At 60.4% G+C, this 1175-nt stretch carries 1 protein-coding gene; it reads right to left on the bottom strand.

All coding sequences use genetic code 11. The features are described from left to right. On the bottom strand, positions 1-1175 hold a 1175-nt coding region (mgtE, locus tag A2I95_RS40390), incomplete at both ends, for a magnesium transporter (protein WP_291737944.1).

Here is a 1175-nt window from a genome sequence, read left to right as displayed (position 1 = left end):
TCACAAATGCGCCTGAGGCCAGCGCCGGGTCAATTCCGGCTTTCTCCAATAGAACCGGGATCACCGTGCCCGCCAGCCCCGCCACGACCAGATTGATCACCATAGCGACGGCAATCACGACCCCCAGCATCGGCGAGCCGAACCAAGCGAGGCCCACCAGACCCATCACAATGGCAAAGATCACCCCGTTGACCAGCCCCACCAGCACTTCCCGCCGGATCACCCGCCAGACGTTGGAGCCGGTCAGGTCGCGGGTCGCAATCGCGCGCACCGCAACCGTCAGCGACTGGGTACCGGCATTGCCGCCCATTGATGCGACAATCGGCATCAGCACCGCAAGGGCCACGAACTGCGTAATGGTTGCTTCAAACTGCGCAATCACCAGCGAGGCCAGTATCGCCGTGACCAGGTTCACCGCCAGCCAGGGGAAACGGCGTTTGGTTGTTTCGATCACCCGGTCCGCCAGCGAGCTTTCCTCGCCCACACCAGCCAGACGCAGGATGTCTTCTTCGTGTTCTTCGTCCTGCACAATCATCGCGTCGTCGATGGTGATCACACCGACCAGACGCCCCTCAGCGTCGGTCACGGGCGCCGAGATCAGGTGGTACTGGTTAAAGGCATAGGCCACGTCTTCCTCGTCCTGATCGGCGGGGATCACCTGAAAGGTGTCCTCGACCAGTTCGCTCAGCGGCACTTCACGCTTGGTGGCCATTATCCGGCCAAGGGTGACATTGCCAATCGGATGCAGACGCGGATCAACCAGGACCACGTGATAGAACTGCTCTGGAAGATCATCTGAGTTGCGCATGAAATCAATGGCCTGGCCGACATTCCAATGCTCGGGTGCCATCACCACTTCGCGCTGCATCAAGCGGCCGGCGGAGTTTTCCGGATAACTCAGAGATTGCTCAACCGCGACCCGATCGGCGTCTTCAAGCGCATCCAGGATGGCTTCCTGCTGCGGCACCTCAAGGTCTTCGAGAAGGTCTACGACATCGTCGCTTTCCATCTCCCGGACCGCATCGGCCAGAACCAGCGGGTTCAGCGTTTCGATAACCTCTTCACGGATCGACTCGTCCAGTTCGGACAGGATCTCACCGTCGAACTCACGGTCATAGAGGCGGATCAGCCGCGCCCGGTCGCTGGCATCGATCTGTTCCAAAAGGTCGGCGATG

This window comes from Leisingera sp. F5 (assembly GCF_001593695.1).
The sequence above is the reverse complement of the archived record's forward strand: the minus strand, read 5'-3'. Positions and strand labels throughout refer to the sequence as shown.